Here is a 22,190-nt window from a genome sequence, read left to right as displayed (position 1 = left end):
TCATTTACTAAAGTCGAGCAATTACCTTTTTTTGTCTATCATGATAGCAGGGTGCTGTTTCGGTAAATAGAAGGCAACAGAACAGCTATTGCCTCTTCCAAATCTGAACATACGGATAAATTAAATTTAGTAACGTTGGATGCAAATGAAAAATTCAAAAACAAGTCAATCGTTTGTTGATAGCGCATCGAAATCACCACCCTCTATTAGTCTTGTTCACGAAGGGTATTTACAGGTCTCTGAGTTACATGAGATTTGGTACGGTGAGTTCGGCAATCCTCAAGGGTTTCCCGTGATCGTGTTGCATGGTGGTCCGGGGGCTGGGTGTAGTGATAACGATCTGCAACTGTTTGATCTGACCTTTTGGAGAGTCATTTTATTGGACCAACGTGGGGCTAAACGTTCAAAGCCATTTGGTGAAATGAAGGAAAATACAACACCAGACCTGATATCCGATTTGGAGTTTTTAAGAAGGAAACTGAACATCGATAAATGGCTTGTTTTTGGTGGTTCTTGGGGAAGCACGCTCGCACTTTCGTACGGTGAAACATACAGCGATCATATTTTGGGTTTTATTCTCAGGGGTGTATTCTTAGCTAGGGCAAGTGATAATCTACATTTTTGGTATGGTATGCGTCACACTTTTCCTGAAGCATGGCAGGAATTTAATGATTTTTTACCAGCAGATCAACAACATGATCTTATCCACTCTTATCATCGATTAATAATGGATTCAAATCCCGGTGTGTGTATGCCTGCTGCACGAGCATTTTTAAAATACGATTTAGTTTGTGCTTTTCTTAATATTTCAGCTGAGCAATTAAGCATGTTGTTGTCTGATGATCAATTAGTTCTTGGTATTTCGCGCACTTTTATTCATTACTCGATTAATAATTTCTTTCTTACAGAAAATCAACTAATAAATAATATAAATAGAATGAACCATCTCCCCTTAATTATCGTTCATGGACGCTATGACACAATAACCTGCGCTAAAAGTGCATATGAGGTCCATAAGCTTTGGCCAGGGTCAGAATTACGCATTGTTGCGTGTTCAGGCCATTCTGCGATGGAACCTGGTATAGCTTTAAGTTTGATTCAGGCCACTGAAAAAATGAAAGAAAGGATAAGCGCAACAAACGGTTTCAACTGTACTTAGTTAATAAATTCTTGTAAGAATTAACTTCACTTATTCGACATGATAAATAACACCAGTTTGCGCACCTTCCACGCTTTTACTATAAGCTAAGGCGACACGACAGGCAGGTACTGCTTCAAAACCGCGAAAATATGAGGCGATGTCTACCGATTCTGATACTAATGTGGGGCTTACCGCGTTAATTCGAATGCCTTCGGGCATCTCTATAGCAGCACTTTTTATGAAGGAATCAATAGCCCCATTTACCATCGAGGCAGATGATCCAAGGCGGACAGGATCATGGCTGAGAATACCGCTGGTTAAAGTAAATGAGCCGCCTTTATTAATGTATTTAAGACCAAGTAAGACTAAATTAACTTGACCCATTAGTTTACTATTCAAACCTGTTTGATATTGTTCCGGTGTAAACTCAGTCAAAGGGGCAAATTCTACCTTACCTGTTGCTGATATAAGCGCATCGAATGGGCCAATTGCTTGATAAAGGGCGTCAATTGAATTGATATCTGCAATATCTACATGGAAATCGCCGTGGGTGTTTCCAACCGAAATAGTGTTATGACGTGGTGCTAATTCTTTAACTATGGCTTTACCTATTGTTCCAGTGCCACCAACGATAATTATGTTCATTCCATTTCCTTTGTCAGAGATTGATCTTTATAGTAAAAATAGTAAAAAATTTTGGTCTAAATGAACAGGCTTATTTCTCTGGTTTTTAGGGGTGCTTTAAATGCACCCGTGGACTTTAGCAGCAGCCCTATGCCTGCTTTAACTGCTTGGCTCTTGGAGTAAGTATTGCCAGAATAACGGCACATAAAAGGAGTGCCGGAACATCTCCCAAAAGATGTCCTATGTGTTCACGATAATAAAATGCTTGCACAGCCATAATACCGCCATGAACGAAGCTTGACCAAACTGTAAACCAGATAAGGCTGAGGTTCTCCAGGGGATTATGGGCTGCAAGGATTAAAAACACCCCAAGGGTTGCATAAATTCCAAGGATCATTTGCAGATATGGGGAAACACCTGTGGTATGCCAAGACCAACCCGTTGGCCAAAAAACGGTTAACGGATAAATTCCAAAAATAAATATTAAGCCTATAAGGACTAATACAATTCTTAATGCTCTAACTCTTTTAGTTAGTTCCATGTTTTTTCTCGATTGAAAGTTACTGGTTATGGAACAGCACAATACTGTTCAACATAAGTATAGCAATAAAATTTTGGTGTCAGAGCAGAACTGCTTTAAGATATGATACCAGCAACTCAGAGCAATGGGAGTCATACCTGTTTTATATCCATCACATCGTTATTGAATGCTAAAAATGCTCCATTATAACAGCTTGATTTTGACAATTTGTCATTAAATACTTTCAAAGCAGAAGAAGGAAGCCTAAATTTATAGTTATACAGGCGGCGTGCCAGAACAAAATAATAACTAAGGGAGAATCGATGATATACAAAAATATTATGATAGCTGTTGATGGTAGCGATACATCTTCTTTAGCAATGCAAGAGGCCATTAGATTGACTAAAGACCAAAAGGGCACTTTGCGCATTGTATATGTTGTTGATGAACGATTTGTTCATGATGGAGAGGCTGTAATTGATTATGATCTTCTTTGGGAAGCAGCAAGAAAAGACGGACAAAAAATTGTAAATGGAATGGAGGATTTGGCTCGTCAAGCTAAAATTAAATTTGAAAGTCAGCTTATTGAACTTAGAGCATTTCAAGGCAGTATCGCTGAGAGAGTTAATGAGGCTACTCAAACTCAGCCTACTGACTTGTTGATTATTGGAACTCATGGTCGTCGTGGCTTTAATCGTTTATTTTTGGGTAGTGTGGCTGAGAGCATAGCAAGGATCGCCACAAAACCAGTGCTGCTTGTTCGCGGAAAATAACTTCAGTAAACCCTGTAGTTTCCTGGGGTTGTAATCAGAACAGCAGTAAAATATACGGGCAACGACCCTATATAAATTAGGGGAAAATAATAATTAATTCACCTGCATCATGAATCAGGTTGCATCATAAATAGAGAGTCTATATCATTCCCTCTGTTATCAGTCATACCCGTTAAATTGACTCAATCAGTTACTTAGGGATAAGGAATTGCTATGATCCTTGATAAAAAAAGAGCGACCTTAAATAATACTATTCAGTTAGGTATTCCAAAAGGCTTGGTTGCCCAGCGCCGTGCAGATTTGATTGCTGCGAAATTTTCAGGTTATGCAGCTGTAAAGTCAGATGAAATGTCTGTTGTTACCCGTTCGGAAAGTACACAAAGCGACTCAAGAAGAACACTTAATCACCTTACTAAAGAAAGACCGGCGGTTCCTCATAAACCTCCTTCGCGTCGCCCACGTAAACTAAACGAGACAAGAGAGTTTTTTTTTACAGAAAAATTGGAAAACAGAAATGAAGTAAATGATTCGCCTTTAACAACAAGCCTGGCAACCCTACTTAAAAATGCGATATCTGTGGCGCTAAGTTGCTATCGAGAACACTACCAAAATGGCACTCACCCAAGACAGCCTAACGGATGGTTCAGTTTGTGGCGCCATGGTGCTGTTGGGCAAGAAAAAGCAAAAGAGGTTTGTGTAACAATACAAGAACAAGAGACATGTAATACATTATTAGACAAACTGCATTTTTTTTTCAATAGTCCAGGAACACGATATGAAAATCATTCATTTGCATCCTATTTATTAGATGAGCTTGATAAACTGCTGCATCATATCTCATTACCTGGGTGTAAAGTGGAAGGTACATCTTATGATAAAAATTCGTGGCTTGTCGTTGCTGCGCAATTAGAAAAAGTAGTGCCTGTAGAGGAAAAGATCGGTAACACCATTAGACCTTCCTAAAACAGCCAGGGTTATAGCCCATACAGCCTGATACTTTATATAAACAAGATCAGAACTATATGACCAATTAAACTTTGGTCGGGCCGCATTTTGGCTACCATCAATATTTAGGTAGCCATAAAATACTTGCGTTGATATCAAACACCCTTTCTCGTTTCTGTAATTGCTGTTTCTGCAGCTCTGGAGTCAATATTAAACTTAAAAAATGTCTCAAAGAGTTGCAGTTTCCAAACTGGTTTTGGCCTGAACAGGATTATCTGTTGTCGAAACAGCTCCATCGTTATGGGAGAATACCCCCAAACTTTTCACTCTTTTTGCACTGCCAGGAAGAACTGGGGTACCTACAGGCGGAGCATGTTCTTCCATAACCACTCCCGGCATTTGAACAAATGAGCGTGTTTCATCAAGCAAGGTTTTGCCGTTACCATCTTTAATGGTTAAATGCAGAGTTTCATCGCTATTACAATACTTAGGCTCCAAAGCAGTAAATTGTCCGGACATATCATAAGAACGCACGTATTCCTCTGTTTGGGTATCAGAGTTGGAGCTACCAGCAAATTCCAGACGGCAAGTAAACAGTTCTCTGGCTGCAGCCCATTCCTGCAACTGGTCTTTTTCTGATAAAGCATCCATAAAATCTGAACTGTTGGTATTAATAACCAGTGAGCCGAATACCCCAGCTACCCTGTATAACACTTCGGGTTGTTTAGCACTATAACTTATGATAAATAATTTGTTGCGGGCAGGAATTAAACGTGTACCACTCTCTAAAGATCGAACTGTTCTCTCCAATGCTTCTTCCTGCTCGCGATCATTCCCAACGGTATTTGTCCCATCAGTGAATAGTAAAATGTTATTATGTTGACTGGATTTCTGCAGCGATGCCAATTGTTCAGCGACAGTTGCATAGAGACGCGTCATTCCACTTGCGTTTAATGTGTTAATATCGCATGTTAAATTCTCTAAATCAGCCTTACGGTAACGACCAACCTCGTGAGTCTCAGTGTTAAACCGGGTAATTTTGATCACAGCATCTGGTTGAAAGGCGAACAAAGCCTCTGCAAACTGGAGCACGCATTTTTTTAATATTGTCAAACGCTTTTCCCCCATACGAACATCCTGTTCATTCATACTGGCGCTGGTGTCCAAAACAAAATGATATTCGGGCGGGGTGATCGCATTAGGAACAAAGAAGTAGGGTGTTACTTCGACTTTACCGTCACTGAGGTGCTTTTGCGCATAAAAGACTTTTTGGCTTTCAAAGACATCTGCATGGATGAAGAGTAGGGGTGATTCCCCCTCAATTAAAATGTGTTCTTCCTTGTGTTCTTTGAGGTACTCTTTGATGCTAAATCTTATTTTTCCGTCTTCTATTATTATGTATTTATAAGTCAATAAATTGAAAAGTGGTTCATAAACAGGAGACGGAAGCATGATTTCCAGGTATTCCTGTTCTTGATCAAGGGTATAAACTGCGTTCTGGAAGAGTTTAAAAAGCGACAGGCAAGATTGCTTATGGACTTCGGCACTGGTTTCATTGCAGGTTGCTTGAATAATGTCGTCTGAAATTAACTCGGCAAAGGTCATCCGACTTAACGCTGGTTTTACTGCATCCTTTTGCAAGAGTTCCTGTAACTTGGCTGCTAAATTCTCTATCTCTGTAGTGGCTTTAAAAACAACTCGCTCATCTTTACAACTGACCCCTGTATTCTCTAAATTGATGCCCATAGCTTGTAACAATTCAATCATGTTTTTAGTGCGCAAGGAGTTATTAATAAGATGCTTCATAAACGTTACCTTTTGTTAAAATAAATGCAAATCTGTCGAGGATAATACACAAGAATAAATAGAAAAAACAGGCGTGAGAGACTTCCTTTTCTTCTTTGATTTAATCGTGAATGCTAGCAAGGGTGGGAACAAAAATCGGTCCAGAATAGAGAAATGAGACAAAAGATGTACTTAGGAAGTCCTATCAGCTTTAACTGTTTCATACTTGACCTCAATCTCCTATGTTTGACAGGAGCATTTTATAGGGATATAAGTCACTAACTAATATAAAAAGAGTGTGATTTACACACGAAAATGTATTTAGTTTAAAAAGGTATTATTTTGAATAAAATTAAATTAGCTTGTCTTGCTTCCTTCCTTTCCACAAGTTTTGCATATGCCGCAACTCCTTGTGATGGATTTGAACTTAAAATAAAAAATAATTTAGCAGACAACTTATTAGTTACCACTCTAAAATTAAATGGAGCTGAGCTTCAACCTGGCGGCATTCAAAAAATTGACAGCAAAACAGCACAGGTTTTTACTATCAATTCAAGCGCAAACGATGTACCTATGGTTGGTGAATTTGTCTTTCATACAATCAGCTTACCAATTAAAAAAGTGACCATTCAATTTACTCTGAATAATTCCAGTTATTTTTGCGAACATACTGATACATCAACTTCAAGCGATTATTCCATAGAAAAAACTCGCTTACCAGGCTCAGTTAACTATGTAATTGGTTATTAATACAAATAGGCTAAGGATTGATATGGGTCCGCATGTCTGGAACAAAATTAAGGAAAAATAAGAGCTATTCATCCATCATTTATAGTTAAAAATTCACTCAAATTAACCTATTTAAACCTACTCAATACCGTATGAATAGTGATTGCTACTACGAATTGTCTTAGGTCATTTTACCACAACTCTATCAGAATGACTTATCCACAAGTCCACAGGTCAGGAGAGCTTCACTTTCTCGTATAGGCCTGTGGGCCTTGTGGGTAAGTCATGACGCTCTCATTTAGGGTTTATGGTCTTTTCCGGCCATAATACACCTCTGCGGGCGTTAAATAATTAAAGGACTGGTGAAGCCTTCGGTTATTATAATACTCAAAATACTCCGTTAAGGCCAGCTCAACCTCTTCAATTGTATCAAAATCATACCGGTAGATTTTTTCTTGCTTAACACTACGCCACAATCGCTCGATAAATATATTATCTAAATAACGTCCTCGCCCATCCATGCTGATAGAAATGTGGTGAGATTTTAGCGTATTTATCCAATCTTTTGAGGTAAATTGAGAACCCTGATCCGTGTTAAAGATCTCACAACGCGAATGCAGCAAAGCGTTTCTAAGCGCCTCAATACAAAATTCAGCCTCCATAGTAGGTGAAATAGCCCATCCAATCACATAACGACTATACCAGTCCATAATAGCTACTAAATACACATGCTTTCCTTTCATGCGGATGTAGGTGATATCTGCGGCCCAAACCTGATTTGGTTTGGTGATATCCACCTCTTTTAATAAATAAGGGAACACCTCATGCTCCTTATTGGGAACGCTTGTATTTGGCTTTGGGTAAACAGTCGATAACCCCATCATTTCCATCAACTTTTTTACTCGACGTTTACCAACAGGATAGCCTACTTCTTTTGACAGCCATCTTGCCCGCTTAATTTTACCTTCACATGGATACTGCAGATAGTGCTCATCAAGTAGCGCCATAAGCGCTTCATCTTCGACAGAAATGGGCTTGGCACTATAATAATAACTTGAAACAGGCAAGTCTAATAGCAAGCATTGTTCACGAATGGTGAGCTCGGCAAGAGGATCAATCATGACGCGCTTTTCATCCAGACTAAAGTTCATGCTTTTTTTTTAGCCAAGATAGCTGCGCTTGAAGTCGACCAATTTCTTGATATAATGCCTCAACAAGCTGCTCTTGGGACTTGGCTTCTTTTTCATTAGCCCCAGAGAATAAATCGTTAATGGCTTTGATGGCCGATTGCTTCCAAGTTTTTACCTGCGTTGCGTGAACACCGTATTCACTGGTAATTTGCGCTTGTGTGAGTTTCCCCTCAATCGCAGCTAGCGTTATTTTTGCCTTCTTGGCCGCCGTATAATAAGCTCGCTTTTTAGACATTTTATTCTCCTCTTTGTATTAAGAAGAATAGCTCTTAAAAAACCTTTTTTTGTGTCCAGAAAACCGCGCCTATATTAGATGGCCTATTATCCAGACTCTCACTTATTTATAACTGATATTCTTTCTAATTTAGAATATCGTCAACTTGATTTTATTGTTCACTCAGAACATTTAGACTAAACCACAAAATTTTTGATCTTGATCTAATGAATAATTACTATTTGAGCGAAAACGATTAACAGATCTTTAATAACTAAAGGGATTCATAATGAAACTTAAATTAGCGCTATTATCCGTTTCTATATTCTACATAGCCGCATGCACTCATACTCCAACTGTAGGAGAAAAAATGTTAAATCGTTCAGATGAGACAAAAAAGTTAAGTCTACAGTGGACTAAAGGTGAGAAAGATATTATTGAGTCGAAACAATTAGAAAAAAGAAGAAACAAATTAATTTATTCGGGAAATAAAAAAATTGCACAGGGAAAAAAATTAATCTCTAATGGAGAAAATGAGCTTAGTAAAGGAAATAAAATGCTTGATAGGTCACATGCTAAACTGGAAAATGGAAAACGCCTGCAAGAGGATAGTAAAACTCAATTTATTGAACAATATTCTGGTAGATTGAAATAAGGTATAAGCGTGGTTATGGTTCCTCGGACATGCCGCGGAACCATAGGTTGATTTAAAGGAATCTTAAACAGCTTTACCGGGAAGCTAACTCTATCGCAAACGCTAAAGCTAATTTGGAAAAATTAGTGATGTGTTCCAGGTTCAATAAATCTACAGTATCTGATGGAGTACCAATGTTGGGGTTAAAGTTTTCAAAGATGGATTCACCTGAGAAGGCCGCGGGGATGTTCTCTTCATTCCATGAAACATGATCACTGCAACCAGCACCACAACGTGAATAATTAACAGGTACACGAATATAAGTCGTAATTAGTTGGGAGATATAGTCACTTAAATCTTTGTTGGCATGATCAGTAAACACCCACATAGTCGGATCGCCATGAACACGGTAACCTGTTTGGTCCAGTTGAAGTACTTCTTTAACCCGGATGGAGTGGTCATCAAAATAGCTTACTACATAGTGCGACCCAGCCAAATCCCGGTTTCTTGCAGCATACCAAATAATATAAATCGGGTGCTTCAACTCTGATTCAGACGCTAATAAAACACGTGCTGTTTCCAAAATTGCTGCTGCGCCACTTCCCTCGTCAGCCCCAGGCATACGACCATCAAGAGTATCCATATGAGCGCCGATCACAATACCAGGAGCTTGAATGTCTTTACCAATTACGCTTACTACTGAAGGTTGATTATACCAGCCCGTTTTTACAAAAAATGTTTTAGTATCGGTACGACCATATTCAATGGACATGGCTTCAAATTGTTCTTTTAACCAATGTGCAGCAGCAACCCCCGTATCTTTGGTTGCAGAACGATTTGTATAGGCTGTTAAATGGTTTAATGTTTGCCATATATTGTCAGCTACGATGGCTTTCAAAGCAGTATTTACTTCATCTTGGTGTTTCATTATGTAGCGGTTGTTATTTCCGGTTGTTGCTGCTACTTTATTTTGTAACAGGCTCTGTGCTGATTGTTTTTTTGCAGTCGTTAATTGATTACTGACATGAACGATATTACCGCATTGAACTTGATCTGCTAAGAGCATAAGTTGCTTCACTTCACTATCAGGTACATCAATAATTTTGAACTGAGTGTTTTCTGCTAAGACCTCATGACCGACAGTAATATGTACCGCAAGGCATTGTGGTACTTTCAATTGTTCATGAGTAGGTTGGATAATTCCAAAAATAAAGTTACTTGCCAGGGATATACCGGCGGTAATCCATGTTAGATATTCAAGCATGTTCTCTCCAAAAATTGTTATTGAATGACGATCCTGGAAGTAAATCGTACAAATAAGGAATCATTTTGATTTGTGGTTAGTTTAGCTGGCAACATAGGTGGTCAAATATACTACATCAAAGACAAAAAACAAACCTTTCGAGTCTAAATAAATTATTTTTGACCGTTCTTATTTTTAGCTTTTGGAAGGAAAGATATTTGGTAAACAAGGCAGGAGTCATTGTATGGCAGCTATGTTTCTAGTGAGTTTGAGCTTTATAATCAAGAGTTAAAGCCGATTCCAAGCCATTTTCAAGTAGGGGTACAATAACATCTTGTGCAATTCTTATATGTTCCGGATGATTCAAATATGTATCTCTTCCTTCGATATCATTGAATTCCATCATAAATGCATGGGTAAATCCTTTATTTAAATCTTCGGGGCTGCAGTTTTCTCCAAAAGAAAAATGGTTTATTGAAGGAATTAATGACTTTAAATGACCTAGCTGATGAAATACGTAATTAATTTGATGCGGGGTTACATTTGCTTTAAATTTTAATAGGACAATGTGTTTGATCATGTGGCTCTCTTGTTTAAAAAGGATAAAATCCTTTTTATCATTGCGTTACGTTTGCATTGTAACAACAGTTACAGGGGGTGCCAAGTAACAAAGAAATTTAATATCAGTCTGTCTGTTGAAATTTTGGATTTAGGTATTCATTATTATAAATGCTAATATTCATTGGGTTGCATTTAAGTCGAGTTACTGTTTTAACTCATTGGAACTTCTAACAATCAACACCGGAATGGTAGCATTGCGAACAACCTGCTCAGCTACACTACCTAAAAAAAAGTGACTAAAGCCTCTTCTACCATGCGAACCAATAACCAGTAAGTCAGCCGGCCAGTCTGCTGCTTCCGCAACAATCATGTCTGCAATCGTTTCCCGGAACACTTTAAGCTCAAGGAGAAACTTCTCAACCTTTATGGCGCTCTGTTTTTCAATTATTTTTACCGCACTCTCCAGAACCTCTGCTCCCTCTTCTTTTAAGCTATTGATTATTAGAGAATGATCAAAACCTGGCCCGCCACAATAGACCATCTTTTCATCGACTACGTGAACAACACGCAAATGTATACGTTTGCCTTTTGTAAGCCTGTTTATTTCTTCCACCGCTGCGTTTGATACATTACTCCCATCAATTGCCAGCATAATATTCTTATAGGTCATTGTTGACTCCAACGCATCCATTATCTGTAAGGACAGATTTTTTATATCCATATTATATTAATTATAGATTATGTTAATGATTCGTTGATTTTAATTATTATTTATCAGTAATCATTCAACTGAATTCGTTCGATCTTAATTGGCAAATAGAGCTATAATAAAATACTATTATCAAGTCATGGAGACACCGATGAAAAGCTCACCCATTGAAAATGAAAAAAAAACAGTGGATATAATGGATGCTATATATAACCGTCGAGCAGTTCGTAACTATCTTCCCACCGAAGTAAGCTCAGATCTAATTCATATTTTGTTAGATGCCGCCATGCAAGCACCTACGGCCTTGCATGAAGAACCAAGGGCATTTGCAGTGATTCAACAGAAAGAATTGTTAAATCGTCTGTCAGCCAGTTGTAAAGTTGAACTGCATAATCAAACAGATAAACTCGCATCAGAACAGAGAAAACGGATACTGGGAGTAGTAGAAAAAAAAGACTATAATGTTTTTTATAATGCGAGCACATTAATTGTTATCTACAGTACTTATACTGGTCCATTTGTTACTGCCGAATGTTGGCTTGCTGCTGAAAATTTAATGCTTACTGCTTATGCGAAAGGACTTGGTTCTTGTGTGATTGGTTTTTCTCTCCCCGCCTTAAATTTGCCTGAGTGGAAACAAGAATTAGGTATTCCTGATGACATGATTGCTCAGGCATCTGTTATTATAGGATGGCCTGCAGAAAAAACATTAGCGCCAGAGCATCAATCACCAACCATTCTTTCCTGGAAATAATGGTTCAGGTTACTTTTTCCAGGCACGGAGAATGGCCAATTAGCAGTTCGCAACCCAAAGCAGGGAGCCTGTATTGTTGAGTCCAGATTAATAAATACAGGCTCTGGACAGACGCAGTAAGAAACCTGTACCCGGTACTATAAAGCTAAAGGCCATAATAAGGAATGTAATAAACATGAATGAGTCTTTGTTATCATCCACAGTTAGTTCATTGTTACCCGGCAGGTATTTTTTTTTGACGGTTAGCAGGTAAATTAAAGTGACCAAGCCAAAAAAGTAAAATGGAATCAATTGGGTTTTATCATCATAGCGTGCAACTTGCATGGTCGTGAGACCCGCTGTGGGGAAATTAAGCAAAAACAAGCTTGTGAGCCATAGTTTCGCTGACTGTGACATCTGCTCATGCTCCTTCATTATACTTGTCCATAATAACATGATAGGAAAAAGTAATATCGGAAAGTAATAAATCCAGCCCAGAGGACTAAGTACAAGCATCATTACGAGCGTTAAACAGAACGGCTGGTGGTTTATATTATCTTGCGTATCATTGGGGCTAAGACTCCATAAGTAGCCTATTAGAGCAAGAAACAGGATAATAATATAGGTGGGAATAGTCCAATCAATATAGTGTAGCTCGGCAAATACACGATGTATAAAGGCTAATACAGAGCCATTCCAGGGATTTTCGTACCATTCAATACCTGTCATCGCGTGGTAAAACTGGCTGTAAATCGCCCCACCATAAACAAGCAGTGGGATAAGAAAACACAGAACAATGGTTACCAGCATTATTGCAAACAATTTATTTCGATTTTGTCTTAATATATAAAAAAATAACAACCCGGGAAACAATTTTAATCCAATAATAAATCCCCAAATAATACCTGCTGGATAATCATTATTCTTAAGGTGAAAATGGTACCCTAGCATCAGGCAAAGTAATAACAGGGTTCCTACCTGATTGGCTGATAAGCAGATTAGAGTTGAAAATAAAAATAGATAGGCCGTATAAAGACTCATCCAGTTTTTCTTAACAAAATATTGAGAGAAAACAATATTAAAAGTAAACCAGGCGCCAATTAAGCCGAAGATAATAGAGAGTGTTAACCAAATATTAAGAGCAACTGGGTAGGAAAAAAAAGTCAAAGGATAAAATAATAATAAGATAATGGGCGGATTTAGATTAATATAGCTTTCCTTCTCCACGGGAAGAAAGCTTGTTATCATGGCCTGATAAGGGTTATGGCCTTGTCTTGCCGCTAATGCTGAGGAATAGAAGGAGGTAAAATCAGTGTTGTATTGGCAGGTGATCATGGTGTAAACAAGAGCGCAATAGACAATTATAATCAAAGTGAAAATAAAGATCCTCGTATGAAAAAAAAGCTGAGATTCCACGGTCGTTAACCTTGTTATAATAGTTTAAGGAATTGCTGCATCCCTAAATTAAACTATATGAATGATCGACACAATCCCACCGGTCTACGTTCCATTACAAATAAACAACAGATAGTGGATTGGTGATTATAGCCTGCATGTTAATTTTGATTCAAATGAGATTAAGGATTTAATCTATCGCGGGAAGGGCAACATCAACCGCTGCGGGTTTAATATGAAAACCCATGGGTGCAAAATTTAAACTAATTAGCACTTTTTGCACGACAAAATTAAACTTTTCAAAGCCTAAGCTATAATTAAAACATAAGATATGAAACAAGGCCAATCTATGAACACAGTTACGGAACAACACCCTTATCAAGCAAAAATAAAAATAGGAGATGAAATTATTTCCCAAACTACAGGAGATTGTATTAGCGACTTACAAATATTTTTAATTGGACAGTGTGAATTAGAAAAATCAGGTGCTGAGGGAGAGATTGTAGAAATTAGTACAGGGGAAGTGGTCTATCGTTGTCGTAAACAATCCAGTGGTGAATAGCTACTGTGTGTTTACCCAATCTTCATAAGTTAAAGCGTAGCGAATATGGTCACACCAAATGTTATTTATCTTTAAGTATCGTGGCGAGAACCCTTCTTTGATAAAACCATTTCGGGTAACTAATTGAATGGAGGGCGTATTGTTTGGCTGAATATTTGCCTCAATACGATGCAATTTTAATTCGGTAAAGATTTCTTTCAAAACCAGCTTAAGGCCCAAGCTCATTAATCCTTTACCAGCAAAATCTACCGATGCATAATAACCAAGATACCCACTTTGAAAAAATCCACGAACAATTTCGTTAATGTTAAATACGCCCACGATATGATTTTCCTGATTGAGTATTAAGTAGCACCTTTGATTATCCTGTTGCGATCTTAAAAAATGAGTATGAAATGCTTCCTTGGTTTGGGGAGAAGTGGTAAACGGTTGATGAAAGTCATGACTTTTCTTCATTGTTTGGATGAAGCGTTTTTCATCTTGCTGGTTGATTTCTTTTAAATGTAATTGATGGGGTAAAGTCATGGAGTTTTGCGCTGCTTATTGGGAAGATGTTGCTATTGGTAGGAGATAGTATTATTTTCATTCATCGATATCAAGTTAGAGACTTAAAGGTATGTATACAGAAAAACTAAAAGAAATGTTCAACAAAATGGTTATTTCCAAAAACGCCTCATTGATACCAGGCTACTATCATAAAGAATTTCTTTTATATACTAATGATCTGGTTACCAATTACGATGATTTTGTAACGTCCCATCAAAAATATTACGCAACGGAAATTCAATATCAAGTTGAGTATGATGATGAGACCTTTCTCGAACAAGGTGAAAAATTAGCCGGGCGCGTATTTATTACCACGAACAGACCCAATGAGTCTCCCAAACGGATTGAAGTTATTTTAATCGCTCAATATAAGGATGAAAAAATTTTCAGGTTGTGGGAGTTAACTTATCCCGACTGGTCAAAACTTCCAGCTTTTCAATAGTAAAAGCACAGTCTCAATGATATGGGTCCGCATGTCTGGAACAAAATTAAGGAAAAATAAGAGCTATTCATCCATCATTTATAGTTAAAAATTCACTCAAATTAACCTATTTAAACCTACTCAATACCGTATGAATAGTGATTGCTACTACGAATTGTCTTAGGTCATTTTACCACAACTCTATCAGAATGACTTATCCACAAGTCCACAGGTCAGGAGAGCTTCACTTTCTCGTATAGGCCTGTGGGCCTTGTGGGTAAGTCATGACGCTCTCATTTAGGGTTTATGGTCTTTTCCGGCCATAATACACCTCTGCGGGCGTTAAATAATTAAAGGACTGGTGAAGCCTTCGGTTATTATAATACTCAAAATACTCCGTTAAGGCCAGCTCAACCTCTTCAATTGTATCAAAATCATACCGGTAGATTTTTTCTTGCTTAACACTACGCCACAATCGCTCGATAAATATATTATCTAAATAACGTCCTCGCCCATCCATGCTGATAGAAATGTGGTGAGATTTTAGCGTATTTATCCAATCTTTTGAGGTAAATTGAGAACCCTGATCCGTGTTAAAGATCTCACAACGCGAATGCAGCAAAGCGTTTCTAAGCGCCTCAATACAAAATTCAGCCTCCATAGTAGGTGAAATAGCCCATCCAATCACATAACGACTATACCAGTCCATAATAGCTACTAAATACACATGCTTTCCTTTCATGCGGATGTAGGTGATATCTGCGGCCCAAACCTGATTTGGTTTGGTGATATCCACCTCTTTTAATAAATAAGGGAACACCTCATGCTCCTTATTGGGAACGCTTGTATTTGGCTTTGGGTAAACAGTCGATAACCCCATCATTTCCATCAACTTTTTTACTCGACGTTTACCAACAGGATAGCCTACTTCTTTTGACAGCCATCTTGCCCGCTTAATTTTACCTTCACATGGATACTGCAGATAGTGCTCATCAAGTAGCGCCATAAGCGCTTCATCTTCGACAGAAATGGGCTTGGCACTATAATAATAACTTGAAACAGGCAAGTCTAATAGCAAGCATTGTTCACGAATGGTGAGCTCGGCAAGAGGATCAATCATGACGCGCTTTTCATCCAGACTAAAGTTCATGCTTTTTTTTTAGCCAAGATAGCTGCGCTTGAAGTCGACCAATTTCTTGATATAATGCCTCAACAAGCTGCTCTTGGGACTTGGCTTCTTTTTCATTAGCCCCAGAGAATAAATCGTTAATGGCTTTGATGGCCGATTGCTTCCAAGTTTTTACCTGCGTTGCGTGAACACCGTATTCACTGGTAATTTGCGCTTGTGTGAGTTTCCCCTCAATCGCAGCTAGCGTTATTTTTGCCTTCTTGGCCGCCGTATAATAAGCTCGCTTTTTAGACATTTTATTCTCCTCTTTGTATTAAGAAGAATAGCTCTTAAAAAACCTTTTTTTGTGTCCAGAAAACCGCGCCTATATTACTGTTGTTGGCTGTAGTATTAACGATTTTATTATGTATCTGCAAAGCGATAACTTCGAGCTCATCATTGGAAATATCCTCCTGATAACCCAAATCCTTGGCCATTGAAACGTACTTGCGTATGCTCATTCGTGAAACGCTTAGAGACTTTTCAATATTGCGTTGAGTCATCCCTTTTTTGTGCTGATATAGCACCTCTCTAATTGTATCCGTTCGGTGAAATACACCTAGAGGAATAAGTGAAAATTGAAGAAGATCGCTACACCATAACTATTGGAGTAGACGATGACAAAAAGAGATGAGTACTGGAGTGACATGGTTAAATCCTATGAGGAAAGTGGTTTAGCACCAGGATTATTTTGCCGTAATAAAGGAATATCAGACTCCAGGCTCAGATTTTATCGCAATAAATTCAAGAAAGAGTCTAAAGCAGTTACCCCAGCCAAAGAGGCTTTATTTGAGCCACTTATTATTACTCCATTACCTTCTGCTAAGGCAGTGTTTAAATTAGTTATTGAACTCCCTAATAAAATACGCTGTGAACTTGATGCAGCTGACCATCAACACCGACTGATATTATTAAGGGAGTTGATGACCTTATGTTAATTCCAGATGATGTTCAAGTGCATTTATATTGTGGAATAACTGATATGCGCAAATCCATTAATACTCTAGCCATTCTGGTGCATGAAGTTTTTGGAATGGAGCTTAGTGCAGGTCATTTATTTTTGTTTCGTAGCAGAGGAGGAGATAAGTTAAAAGCACTGTACTATGAAGAGCAGAGTTTTACCTTATGGTACCGCAGATTAGAGAAAGGGAAATTCATTTTCCCCCGCAATACCCAAGGTCATATTGAGCTGACAAAAGAGCACTTAAAATGGCTCATGGCCAGCAATAAATTCACCTTTCATCAAGGAGGAAACCCGGTGATTTACCGTGATTTTCATTGAAAAACACTGAAGAAATCATGGTGGTTATGGTATAATATCACCATTAAAACAAGCACTAAACCAGCCATGATTTCCTCAAAAGACCAATCACTTTTAATGCCTTTGCAGGAAGAAATTAATCAATTAAAAAAAGAAGCTCTGGAATGGAAGCAAAAGTATTTTAATATGCTAGAGCAATTCAAACTGGCTCAACAGCGTAAATACTCTCCCTCATCTGAACACAATATTCTGCAAGGCGAGTTGCAATTTGATGAAGCAGAAAGCATAGAGGTCACAGAGCTGCCGCAAGAAGATAATACAATTACGGTCACCTATACTCGCAAAAAACCAGTACGACGCCCATTACCTCCAGAGTTACCCCGTGAAACCATTGAGCATGACATTGCAGAAGAAGAAAAACTGTGTGCTTGCGGCTGTATGAAGCAACGTATTGGCGAAGAGGTCACGGAACAGCTAGAGTTTGTTCCTGCAAAGCTGACGGTCATTGCCCATGTGCGACCCAAATATGCATGTAATCGTTGTGATGAAGGGGTAAGCATTGCCCCTATGCCGCAATTATTCCTTCCTAAAAGCATTGCCACACCAAGCCTTGTAGCTCATGCCATTATTAGTAAATACCAAGACCACCTCCCTTTATACCGTCAAGAGCACATCTGGAAACGAATGGGCATTGAGATGGCTCGCAATACAGTATGTGGATGGATAATGGCAGCATCTGAGGTATGTAGCCCAATGAGGAACGCTCTAATCAAAGAGCTGGTTGCATCAAACTACCTTCAGGCCGATGAAACACCACTTCAGGTGATGGATGAGCCTAATCGAAAAAATACATCCAAGAGCTATATGTGGGTATACCAGAATCACAAACCGGATAAAAAAATCATTGTGTTTGATTATCGTGAAACCCGACAAGCCCAATGGCCTAAAGAACTACTTAAAGAGTTTAAAGGCTATTTACAAACAGATGGGTATGTTGGTTATGACTGGGTTGATGACCATCCTGATATTATTCATTTGGGATGTTTTGCACATGCCAGACGTCCTTTTGCTGAGCTTGTCAAACTGGCTAAAACCACAGGTAAATCACATCAGGCCGTGGCGTATATTCAAAAGCTCTATGCCATTGAAAAAATTGCTCGGGATGGGAACTATACGGCAGAACAACGCTATCAGATAAGGCTCGAACAATCAAAACCCATTCTTGACGCTTTAAAGACTTGGCTTGACCAATCCTTAAAAAATGCGGTACCCAAATCAAAGCTGGGTGATGCCTTAGTTTACATGTCTCAGCGATGGAAGGAGCTTACTGCTTATTTGCTTGATGGGATGCTCGAGATTGATAATAATGCCATTGAAAACATCATTAGGCCTTTTGCTCTGGGCAGAAAAAACTGGCTCATGTCTGGAAGCCCTAGAGGGGCTCATGCTGGGGCATTATTCTATAGCCTTATTGCAACAGCTAAGTCCAATGGCCTTAATCCTTTTGATTACCTCAAAGTCCTCTTCGAAAAAATCCGCTTCTGTAAAACCGCAGAAGACTTCACGAATCTTCTTCCTTTTAATCTCAAGATGAATTAACCCCTTCTTCTAATGCAACCCGTAGTTCACCGAACGGATACCTCTAATTTCTGCCATTGTTTTAATCCTCATCTCATAACAAATCCGTTAGTTATTGGTAATGACCAAACTAACACTGTTTATTTGCTACTCAAAGTGGGACTCAGAGATGGCCATGGAGTGGGCCATTAATCGTGGCCAAACCCGACCTTTAGTGGGCTAGTAATCGTGGCCCATGACAGCAAGACCTAAAATACTCCATGCTAATCTTTCCATGACATTTTCCTTTAAGTAATGGCTATTAGATTATAGAGTACTACAAGGAAAAATGCTTATTAATAAACCAAAATCTCAGCAGTAAAGTGGTATTTTATGAACAGTTTGTATCCGTTCGGTGAACTACGGGTTGCATTAGAAGAAGGGGTTAATTCATCTTGAGATTAAAAGGAAGAAGATTCGTGAAGTCTTCTGCGGTTTTACAGAAGCGGATTTTTTCGAAGAGGACTTTGAGGTAATCAAAAGGATTAAGGCCATTGGACTTAGCTGTTGCAATAAGGCTATAGAATAATGCCCCAGCATGAGCCCCTCTAGGGCTTCCAGACATGAGCCAGTTTTTTCTGCCCAGAGCAAAAGGCCTAATGATGTTTTCAATGGCATTATTATCAATCTCGAGCATCCCATCAAGCAAATAAGCAGTAAGCTCCTTCCATCGCTGAGACATGTAAACTAAGGCATCACCCAGCTTTGATTTGGGTACCGCATTTTTTAAGGATTGGTCAAGCCAAGTCTTTAAAGCGTCAAGAATGGGTTTTGATTGTTCGAGCCTTATCTGATAGCGTTGTTCTGCCGTATAGTTCCCATCCCGAGCAATTTTTTCAATGGCATAGAGCTTTTGAATATACGCCACGGCCTGATGTGATTTACCTGTGGTTTTAGCCAGTTTGACAAGCTCAGCAAAAGGACGTCTGGCATGTGCAAAACATCCCAAATGAATAATATCAGGATGGTCATCAACCCAGTCATAACCAACATACCCATCTGTTTGTAAATAGCCTTTAAACTCTTTAAGTAGTTCTTTAGGCCATTGGGCTTGTCGGGTTTCACGATAATCAAACACAATGATTTTTTTATCCGGTTTGTGATTCTGGTATACCCACATATAGCTCTTGGATGTATTTTTTCGATTAGGCTCATCCATCACCTGAAGTGGTGTTTCATCGGCCTGAAGGTAGTTTGATGCAACCAGCTCTTTGATTAGAGCGTTCCTCATTGGGCTACATACCTCAGATGCTGCCATTATCCATCCACATACTGTATTGCGAGCCATCTCAATGCCCATTCGTTTCCAGATGTGCTCTTGACGGTATAAAGGGAGGTGGTCTTGGTATTTACTAATAATGGCATGAGCTACAAGGCTTGGTGTGGCAATGCTTTTAGGAAGGAATAATTGCGGCATAGGGGCAATGCTTACCCCTTCATCACAACGATTACATGCATATTTGGGTCGCACATGGGCAATGACCGTCAGCTTTGCAGGAACAAACTCTAGCTGTTCCGTGACCTCTTCGCCAATACGTTGCTTCATACAGCCGCAAGCACACAGTTTTTCTTCTTCTGCAATGTCATGCTCAATGGTTTCACGGGGTAACTCTGGAGGTAATGGGCGTCGTACTGGTTTTTTGCGAGTATAGGTGACCGTAATTGTATTATCTTCTTGCGGCAGCTCTGTGACCTCTATGCTTTCTGCTTCATCAAATTGCAACTCGCCTTGCAGAATATTGTGTTCAGATGAGGGAGAGTATTTACGCTGTTGAGCCAGTTTGAATTGCTCTAGCATATTAAAATACTTTTGCTTCCATTCCAGAGCTTCTTTTTTTAATTGATTAATTTCTTCCTGCAAAGGCATTAAAAGTGATTGGTCTTTTGAGGAAATCATGGCTGGTTTAGTGCTTGTTTTAATGGTGATATTATACCATAACCACCATGATTTCTTCAGTGTTTTTCAATGAAAATCACGGTAAATCACCGGGTTTCCTCCTTGATGAAAGGTGAATTTATTGCTGGCCATGAGCCATTTTAAGTGCTCTTTTGTCAGCTCAATATGACCTTGGGTATTGCGGGGGAAAATGAATTTCCCTTTCTCTAATCTGCGGTACCATAAGGTAAAACTCTGCTCTTCATAGTACAGTGCTTTTAACTTATCTCCTCCTCTGCTACGAAACAAAAATAAATGACCTGCACTAAGCTCCATTCCAAAAACTTCATGCACCAGAATGGCTAGAGTATTAATGGATTTGCGCATATCAGTTATTCCACAATATAAATGCACTTGAACATCATCTGGAATTAACATAAGGTCATCAACTCCCTTAATAATATCAGTCGGTGTTGATGGTCAGCTGCATCAAGTTCACAGCGTATTTTATTAGGGAGTTCAATAACTAATTTAAACACTGCCTTAGCAGAAGGTAATGGAGTAATAATAAGTGGCTCAAATAAAGCCTCTTTGGCTGGGGTAACTGCTTTAGACTCTTTCTTGAATTTATTGCGATAAAATCTGAGCCTGGAGTCTGATATTCCTTTATTACGGCAAAATAATCCTGGTGCTAAACCACTTTCCTCATAGGATTTAACCATGTCACTCCAGTACTCATCTCTTTTTGTCATCGTCTACTCCAATAGTTATGGTGTAGCGATCTTCTTCAATTTTCACTTATTCCTCTAGGTGTATTTCACCGAACGGATACAACAGTTTGGGCATAATTAAATTTATTGATAGAAATAAACTTAATTTTAATATGAAGATATTTAGATGTTTTTTGTAATCGCTATGATGAGTGTTGGTTGGAACAGCAGTGAGAATAATTTCAGTAATCAGGCTAAGGTGTTCAAATTCTGTTGCAGAATTGGAATGCTTTAAAAAAGATCATTCCCGCTTGCACGGGAATAATCGGAAATGGTTTATCGCAAGAGATTACCATTTAGGAGCCCTGATTTTGGCGCTCTTTAATTTCGGATAAAGTTTTGCAATCGATGCATAATGTTGCAGTCGGTCTGGCTTCCAGGCGTTTTAGGCCAATTTCTATACCGCATGCTTCGCAATAGCCAAAATCATCGTTTCTCAAACGTTCTAAAGCATCTTCAATTTTTTTAATAAGCTTCCGTTCCCTATCACGGGTACGCAACTCAATACTAAACTCCTCTTCTTGACTTGCTCGGTCAGAGGGATCAGGAAAATTAGCAGCCTCATCTTTCATGTGCGTCACGGTTCGATCAACTTCTTCCATCAATGATTGACGCCAAGCCAGCAATATTTTTTCAATATGTGCCAGCTGTTTTTCATTCATATACTCTTCCCCTTCACTTTCTATATAGGGGGAGATTCCCATGCTACCGATTGCGTCGTTTTTCACGTTGTTTAGTCTCTCATTGGTTATATCAATTAATTGCCCTTTCAT

Annotated in this window: 28 protein-coding genes; 11 read left to right on the top strand and 17 right to left on the bottom strand. The window is 38.8% G+C overall.

From position 1 onward, the window contains the following. Window positions 1-145 precede the first annotated feature (145 nt). Window positions 146-1,159: a prolyl aminopeptidase gene (gene pip, locus HRS36_RS14595; protein WP_173237862.1), complete on the top strand. Its 1,014-nt coding sequence runs from the start codon at window positions 146-148 to the stop codon at window positions 1,157-1,159. A 30-nt stretch (window positions 1,160-1,189) separates the two neighbouring features. Here pip and HRS36_RS14590 read toward each other — a convergent pair whose 3' ends face one another. Both HRS36_RS14590 and HRS36_RS14585 read right to left on the bottom strand, forming a co-directional pair. Next, window positions 1,190-1,786 carry a short chain dehydrogenase gene (locus HRS36_RS14590; RefSeq protein WP_173237861.1) on the bottom strand — a complete coding sequence of 199 codons (597 nt, stop codon included), beginning with the start codon at window positions 1,784-1,786 and terminating at the stop codon, window positions 1,190-1,192. Window positions 1,787-1,913: 127 nt separating this feature from the next. Continuing rightward, a complete protein-coding gene (locus HRS36_RS14585; RefSeq protein ID WP_173237860.1) occupies window positions 1,914-2,306 on the bottom strand; it encodes a DUF6632 domain-containing protein in 393 nt (130 codons plus the stop codon). A gap of 302 nt (window positions 2,307-2,608) precedes the next feature. Here HRS36_RS14585 and HRS36_RS14580 point away from each other — a divergent pair, with 302 nt between their 5' ends. Beyond that, window positions 2,609-3,058 carry a universal stress protein gene (locus HRS36_RS14580; protein WP_173237859.1) on the top strand — a complete coding sequence of 150 codons (450 nt, stop codon included), beginning with the start codon at window positions 2,609-2,611 and terminating at the stop codon, window positions 3,056-3,058. Window positions 3,059-3,271: 213 nt separating this feature from the next. Beyond that, window positions 3,272-4,021: a hypothetical protein gene (locus HRS36_RS14575; RefSeq protein WP_173237858.1), complete on the top strand. Its 750-nt coding sequence runs from the start codon at window positions 3,272-3,274 to the stop codon at window positions 4,019-4,021. A 210-nt stretch (window positions 4,022-4,231) separates the two neighbouring features. Here the strand turns inward: HRS36_RS14575 and HRS36_RS14570 are convergent, their stop codons facing one another. Beyond that, window positions 4,232-5,809: a VWA domain-containing protein gene (locus HRS36_RS14570; protein ID WP_173237857.1), complete on the bottom strand. Its 1,578-nt coding sequence runs from the start codon at window positions 5,807-5,809 to the stop codon at window positions 4,232-4,234. A gap of 321 nt (window positions 5,810-6,130) precedes the next feature. Here HRS36_RS14570 and HRS36_RS14565 point away from each other — a divergent pair, with 321 nt between their 5' ends. Further along, window positions 6,131-6,538 (top strand): hypothetical protein, encoded by a 408-nt coding sequence (locus HRS36_RS14565; RefSeq protein WP_173237856.1) that lies wholly within the window; start codon window positions 6,131-6,133, stop codon window positions 6,536-6,538. A 284-nt stretch (window positions 6,539-6,822) separates the two neighbouring features. Here HRS36_RS14565 and HRS36_RS14560 read toward each other — a convergent pair whose 3' ends face one another. Both HRS36_RS14560 and HRS36_RS14555 read right to left on the bottom strand, forming a co-directional pair. Continuing rightward, window positions 6,823-7,668: an IS3 family transposase gene (locus HRS36_RS14560; protein ID WP_173235473.1), complete on the bottom strand. Its 846-nt coding sequence runs from the start codon at window positions 7,666-7,668 to the stop codon at window positions 6,823-6,825. Then, complete coding sequence (locus HRS36_RS14555; RefSeq protein WP_173235475.1) at window positions 7,658-7,942, bottom strand: transposase; 285 nt, start codon at window positions 7,940-7,942, stop codon at window positions 7,658-7,660. The genes HRS36_RS14560 and HRS36_RS14555 overlap by 11 nt, the downstream gene beginning before the upstream one ends. A gap of 268 nt (window positions 7,943-8,210) precedes the next feature. Here HRS36_RS14555 and HRS36_RS14550 point away from each other — a divergent pair, with 268 nt between their 5' ends. Then, window positions 8,211-8,576, top strand: coding sequence for a hypothetical protein (locus HRS36_RS14550; protein WP_173237855.1), 366 nt, complete (start codon window positions 8,211-8,213; stop codon window positions 8,574-8,576). 73 nt (window positions 8,577-8,649) lie between these two features. Here HRS36_RS14550 and lapA read toward each other — a convergent pair whose 3' ends face one another. The 3 genes from lapA to HRS36_RS14535 all read right to left on the bottom strand — a co-directional run bounded on the left by lapA (window position 8,650) and on the right by HRS36_RS14535 (window position 11,029). Further along, entirely contained in the window at window positions 8,650-9,819 is a 1,170-nt protein-coding gene (gene lapA, locus HRS36_RS14545) for an aminopeptidase LapA (RefSeq protein WP_173237854.1), read from the bottom strand. 238 nt (window positions 9,820-10,057) lie between these two features. Then, complete coding sequence (locus HRS36_RS14540; protein WP_173237853.1) at window positions 10,058-10,378, bottom strand: Dabb family protein; 321 nt, start codon at window positions 10,376-10,378, stop codon at window positions 10,058-10,060. A gap of 183 nt (window positions 10,379-10,561) precedes the next feature. Continuing rightward, window positions 10,562-11,029, bottom strand: a complete 468-nt coding sequence (locus HRS36_RS14535) for a universal stress protein (RefSeq protein ID WP_173237852.1) — start codon at window positions 11,027-11,029, stop codon at window positions 10,562-10,564. 190 nt (window positions 11,030-11,219) lie between these two features. Here HRS36_RS14535 and HRS36_RS14530 point away from each other — a divergent pair, with 190 nt between their 5' ends. After that, window positions 11,220-11,822 (top strand): nitroreductase family protein, encoded by a 603-nt coding sequence (locus HRS36_RS14530; RefSeq protein WP_173237851.1) that lies wholly within the window; start codon window positions 11,220-11,222, stop codon window positions 11,820-11,822. An 87-nt stretch (window positions 11,823-11,909) separates the two neighbouring features. On the opposite strand, the gene HRS36_RS14525 is transcribed toward HRS36_RS14530, so the two are convergent. Continuing rightward, window positions 11,910-13,136 (bottom strand): glycosyltransferase family 87 protein, encoded by a 1,227-nt coding sequence (locus tag HRS36_RS14525; protein WP_173237850.1) that lies wholly within the window; start codon window positions 13,134-13,136, stop codon window positions 11,910-11,912. 409 nt (window positions 13,137-13,545) lie between these two features. Between HRS36_RS14525 and HRS36_RS14520 the strand changes: the two genes are divergently transcribed. Then, window positions 13,546-13,758, top strand: a complete 213-nt coding sequence (locus HRS36_RS14520) for a hypothetical protein (protein WP_173237849.1) — start codon at window positions 13,546-13,548, stop codon at window positions 13,756-13,758. Here the strand turns inward: HRS36_RS14520 and HRS36_RS14515 are convergent, their stop codons facing one another. After that, window positions 13,759-14,283, bottom strand: coding sequence for a GNAT family N-acetyltransferase (locus HRS36_RS14515; RefSeq protein WP_173237848.1), 525 nt, complete (start codon window positions 14,281-14,283; stop codon window positions 13,759-13,761). It lies immediately after the preceding gene. Between the two features lie 91 nt (window positions 14,284-14,374). Here HRS36_RS14515 and HRS36_RS14510 point away from each other — a divergent pair, with 91 nt between their 5' ends. Further along, window positions 14,375-14,746: a nuclear transport factor 2 family protein gene (locus tag HRS36_RS14510; protein ID WP_173237847.1), complete on the top strand. Its 372-nt coding sequence runs from the start codon at window positions 14,375-14,377 to the stop codon at window positions 14,744-14,746. 283 nt (window positions 14,747-15,029) lie between these two features. On the opposite strand, the gene HRS36_RS14505 is transcribed toward HRS36_RS14510, so the two are convergent. The 3 genes from HRS36_RS14505 to HRS36_RS14495 are packed head-to-tail and all read right to left on the bottom strand — an operon-like array spanning window position 15,030 to window position 16,396. Beyond that, entirely contained in the window at window positions 15,030-15,875 is an 846-nt protein-coding gene (locus HRS36_RS14505) for an IS3 family transposase (RefSeq protein WP_173235473.1), read from the bottom strand. Then, entirely contained in the window at window positions 15,865-16,149 is a 285-nt protein-coding gene (locus HRS36_RS14500; protein ID WP_173235475.1) for a transposase, read from the bottom strand. Before HRS36_RS14500 ends, HRS36_RS14505 begins: the two co-directional genes overlap by 11 nt. A 34-nt stretch (window positions 16,150-16,183) precedes the next feature. Beyond that, window positions 16,184-16,396 carry a hypothetical protein gene (locus HRS36_RS14495; protein WP_267313905.1) on the bottom strand — a complete coding sequence of 71 codons (213 nt, stop codon included), beginning with the start codon at window positions 16,394-16,396 and terminating at the stop codon, window positions 16,184-16,186. 114 nt (window positions 16,397-16,510) lie between these two features. Here HRS36_RS14495 and tnpA (HRS36_RS14490) point away from each other — a divergent pair, with 114 nt between their 5' ends. From tnpA (HRS36_RS14490) to tnpC (HRS36_RS14480), 3 genes are all read left to right on the top strand, one after another. Continuing rightward, entirely contained in the window at window positions 16,511-16,831 is a 321-nt protein-coding gene (tnpA, locus tag HRS36_RS14490; protein ID WP_173236280.1) for an IS66 family insertion sequence element accessory protein TnpA, read from the top strand. Next, a complete protein-coding gene (gene tnpB / locus HRS36_RS14485) occupies window positions 16,825-17,175 on the top strand; it encodes an IS66 family insertion sequence element accessory protein TnpB (protein WP_173236281.1) in 351 nt (116 codons plus the stop codon). The genes tnpA (HRS36_RS14490) and tnpB (HRS36_RS14485) overlap by 7 nt, the downstream gene beginning before the upstream one ends. Before the next feature lie 66 nt (window positions 17,176-17,241). Then, complete coding sequence (tnpC, locus tag HRS36_RS14480) at window positions 17,242-18,753, top strand: IS66 family transposase (RefSeq protein ID WP_173236282.1); 1,512 nt, start codon at window positions 17,242-17,244, stop codon at window positions 18,751-18,753. A gap of 403 nt (window positions 18,754-19,156) precedes the next feature. Here tnpC (HRS36_RS14480) and tnpC (HRS36_RS14475) read toward each other — a convergent pair whose 3' ends face one another. From tnpC (HRS36_RS14475) to dksA, 4 genes are all read right to left on the bottom strand, one after another. After that, window positions 19,157-20,668 carry an IS66 family transposase gene (tnpC, locus tag HRS36_RS14475; RefSeq protein WP_173236282.1) on the bottom strand — a complete coding sequence of 504 codons (1,512 nt, stop codon included), beginning with the start codon at window positions 20,666-20,668 and terminating at the stop codon, window positions 19,157-19,159. Between the two features lie 66 nt (window positions 20,669-20,734). Next, entirely contained in the window at window positions 20,735-21,085 is a 351-nt protein-coding gene (tnpB, locus tag HRS36_RS14470; protein ID WP_173236281.1) for an IS66 family insertion sequence element accessory protein TnpB, read from the bottom strand. After that, window positions 21,079-21,399 carry an IS66 family insertion sequence element accessory protein TnpA gene (tnpA, locus tag HRS36_RS14465; protein ID WP_173236280.1) on the bottom strand — a complete coding sequence of 107 codons (321 nt, stop codon included), beginning with the start codon at window positions 21,397-21,399 and terminating at the stop codon, window positions 21,079-21,081. The genes tnpB (HRS36_RS14470) and tnpA (HRS36_RS14465) overlap by 7 nt, the downstream gene beginning before the upstream one ends. Window positions 21,400-21,713: 314 nt before the next feature. Beyond that, on the bottom strand, window positions 21,714-22,190 hold the full coding sequence (dksA, locus tag HRS36_RS14460) for an RNA polymerase-binding protein DksA (protein WP_173237845.1): 477 nt from the start codon (window positions 22,188-22,190) through the stop codon (window positions 21,714-21,716).

Source organism: Legionella antarctica (genome assembly GCF_011764505.1).
Lineage (GTDB): Bacteria > Pseudomonadota > Gammaproteobacteria > Legionellales > Legionellaceae > Legionella > Legionella antarctica.
This window is presented reverse-complemented; position numbering and strand designations above follow the sequence as displayed.

What these genes read in the sequence shown, in the direction of transcription:
- pip (WP_173237862.1), top strand. Translation starts at nt 146, where the DNA reads ATGAAAAATTCAAAAACAAGTCAATCGTTTGTTGATAGCGCATCGAAA.
- HRS36_RS14590 (WP_173237861.1), bottom strand. Translation starts at nt 1,786, where the DNA reads ATGAACATAATTATCGTTGGTGGCACTGGAACAATAGGTAAAGCCATA.
- HRS36_RS14585 (WP_173237860.1), bottom strand. Translation starts at nt 2,306, where the DNA reads ATGGAACTAACTAAAAGAGTTAGAGCATTAAGAATTGTATTAGTCCTT.
- HRS36_RS14580 (WP_173237859.1), top strand. Translation starts at nt 2,609, where the DNA reads ATGATATACAAAAATATTATGATAGCTGTTGATGGTAGCGATACATCT.
- HRS36_RS14575 (WP_173237858.1), top strand. Translation starts at nt 3,272, where the DNA reads ATGATCCTTGATAAAAAAAGAGCGACCTTAAATAATACTATTCAGTTA.
- HRS36_RS14570 (WP_173237857.1), bottom strand. Translation starts at nt 5,809, where the DNA reads ATGAAGCATCTTATTAATAACTCCTTGCGCACTAAAAACATGATTGAA.
- HRS36_RS14560 (WP_173235473.1), bottom strand. Translation starts at nt 7,668, where the DNA reads ATGAACTTTAGTCTGGATGAAAAGCGCGTCATGATTGATCCTCTTGCC.
- HRS36_RS14555 (WP_173235475.1), bottom strand. Translation starts at nt 7,942, where the DNA reads ATGTCTAAAAAGCGAGCTTATTATACGGCGGCCAAGAAGGCAAAAATA.
- HRS36_RS14550 (WP_173237855.1), top strand. Translation starts at nt 8,211, where the DNA reads ATGAAACTTAAATTAGCGCTATTATCCGTTTCTATATTCTACATAGCC.
- lapA (WP_173237854.1), bottom strand. Translation starts at nt 9,819, where the DNA reads ATGCTTGAATATCTAACATGGATTACCGCCGGTATATCCCTGGCAAGT.
- HRS36_RS14540 (WP_173237853.1), bottom strand. Translation starts at nt 10,378, where the DNA reads ATGATCAAACACATTGTCCTATTAAAATTTAAAGCAAATGTAACCCCG.
- HRS36_RS14535 (WP_173237852.1), bottom strand. Translation starts at nt 11,029, where the DNA reads ATGACCTATAAGAATATTATGCTGGCAATTGATGGGAGTAATGTATCA.
- HRS36_RS14530 (WP_173237851.1), top strand. Translation starts at nt 11,220, where the DNA reads ATGAAAAGCTCACCCATTGAAAATGAAAAAAAAACAGTGGATATAATG.
- HRS36_RS14525 (WP_173237850.1), bottom strand. Translation starts at nt 13,136, where the DNA reads ATGATCACCTGCCAATACAACACTGATTTTACCTCCTTCTATTCCTCA.
- HRS36_RS14520 (WP_173237849.1), top strand. Translation starts at nt 13,546, where the DNA reads ATGAACACAGTTACGGAACAACACCCTTATCAAGCAAAAATAAAAATA.
- HRS36_RS14515 (WP_173237848.1), bottom strand. Translation starts at nt 14,283, where the DNA reads ATGACTTTACCCCATCAATTACATTTAAAAGAAATCAACCAGCAAGAT.
- HRS36_RS14510 (WP_173237847.1), top strand. Translation starts at nt 14,375, where the DNA reads ATGTATACAGAAAAACTAAAAGAAATGTTCAACAAAATGGTTATTTCC.
- HRS36_RS14505 (WP_173235473.1), bottom strand. Translation starts at nt 15,875, where the DNA reads ATGAACTTTAGTCTGGATGAAAAGCGCGTCATGATTGATCCTCTTGCC.
- HRS36_RS14500 (WP_173235475.1), bottom strand. Translation starts at nt 16,149, where the DNA reads ATGTCTAAAAAGCGAGCTTATTATACGGCGGCCAAGAAGGCAAAAATA.
- HRS36_RS14495 (WP_267313905.1), bottom strand. Translation starts at nt 16,396, where the DNA reads ATGACTCAACGCAATATTGAAAAGTCTCTAAGCGTTTCACGAATGAGC.
- tnpA (WP_173236280.1), top strand. Translation starts at nt 16,511, where the DNA reads ATGACAAAAAGAGATGAGTACTGGAGTGACATGGTTAAATCCTATGAG.
- tnpB (WP_173236281.1), top strand. Translation starts at nt 16,825, where the DNA reads ATGTTAATTCCAGATGATGTTCAAGTGCATTTATATTGTGGAATAACT.
- tnpC (WP_173236282.1), top strand. Translation starts at nt 17,242, where the DNA reads ATGATTTCCTCAAAAGACCAATCACTTTTAATGCCTTTGCAGGAAGAA.
- tnpC (WP_173236282.1), bottom strand. Translation starts at nt 20,668, where the DNA reads ATGATTTCCTCAAAAGACCAATCACTTTTAATGCCTTTGCAGGAAGAA.
- tnpB (WP_173236281.1), bottom strand. Translation starts at nt 21,085, where the DNA reads ATGTTAATTCCAGATGATGTTCAAGTGCATTTATATTGTGGAATAACT.
- tnpA (WP_173236280.1), bottom strand. Translation starts at nt 21,399, where the DNA reads ATGACAAAAAGAGATGAGTACTGGAGTGACATGGTTAAATCCTATGAG.
- dksA (WP_173237845.1), bottom strand. Translation starts at nt 22,190, where the DNA reads ATGAAAGGGCAATTAATTGATATAACCAATGAGAGACTAAACAACGTG.